Annotated in this window: 1 pseudogene; it reads right to left on the reverse strand. The window is 54.3% G+C overall.

Annotation, left to right across the window (positions count from 1 at the left end):
• Positions 1 to 3: 3 nt before the first annotated feature.
• Positions 4 to 1249, reverse strand: a pseudogene (locus tag AC1RKG_RS24785) (IS3 family transposase).
• Positions 1250 to 1303 lie beyond the last annotated feature (54 nt).

Below are 1303 nucleotides of genomic sequence, written 5' to 3' on the forward strand. Positions count from 1 at the left end.
TGACTAGTCCTGATATAGGTTGACACTTTTCAGCCGGATAACGCCCGATGAACCTCATCGGGCGTTTTATATTTTAGCGACAGGTGCGGCCGCCGTGTGTTGTAGATGTTCACCGATTCTCTGACCATCTTTCTTGCCTGCGCGATGTCTTCTGGCCTGCTGAGCAGGTATTCCGTTTTAAGTATCCCGTTTACCCGTTCCGCCAGCGCATTCTGATAACAGTCATACCCGTCCGTCATCGAGCAAGTGACACCATACTTCTGATGTAACGCCTGATATTCTTGCGAGCAGTACTGGATACCCCTGTCCGAGTGATGCACCAACGGCAGCGCCGAGCGTCTGCTGGCCAGCGCCATTTTGAACGCGCAGGCGACATGTCGTGTATGCAGACTGTCATGCACGTGATACCCCACGATTTTTCTCGACCAGGCATCCGTTATCAGGCTGACATACGCCGTTCCCGTTCTCAGCGGCAGGTAGGTGATATCTGCCACCCATACTTGTTCCGGACGGCTGGCTATTACCTGATTATCCCCCGCCTTCAGCAAGTTGGGATGGCGATAAAAACGATGATGACTCTGCGTCGTCTTGTGATACGCCCGTTTGGGCATCACCAGTAACCGTGCACAGCGCAGGATACTGAACAGCCGGTCTCGCCCCACATGCAACGCCGGTTCGGGGCGTCGTCGCAACAGGTGATGCAGCTTACGCGCCCCTAACCGGGGCTGGTGCAAGCGGATAGCCATCACCTGTTCGATGAGATGCCGGGCCAGCTCCTCTCTGCCTGCTTCGCGTTGCAGGGACTGATACCACGCCTGTCGGCTGATACCCATCCATCGGCAAGCGCGCGTTACTGTGAGTCGCGGCGTTTGTGTTTGCGCGATAAGGCGGCTAACTGCTTTTTTGTCAGCGTGGCACCGAACTCGGTATTCATCACTTTGACGACGGCTTCGAAGAACTGGGCTTTAACCTCGGATTCAGCCAATTGCTGTTCGAGTTCCTTAATGCGCTGTTCGGGCGTCAGAGGGAGTTTAGGCATGTTGTCTCCGCACGTTCTGGTGGCAGGGGAGGTCCGCCAGTCAAGCTGACCGTATTTACGCAGCCAGTTCATAACCGTGTGGCTGCCCTGAATACCGTAGCGGTCTTGCGCCTGGCGGTAAGTCATCTCGCCTTTTTCGACCTGTTCGACGACGGCTAATTTAAAGGATAGAGAATAATCGCGTTGTGTGCGTTTAACATACTGGTTCATCACATTTTCCTCTGTGCGTGAGTAAAATGTGTCAACGCTATTCAGGACGGGTCA

The organism is Serratia sp. GW822-FHT06D09, from assembly GCF_058799515.1.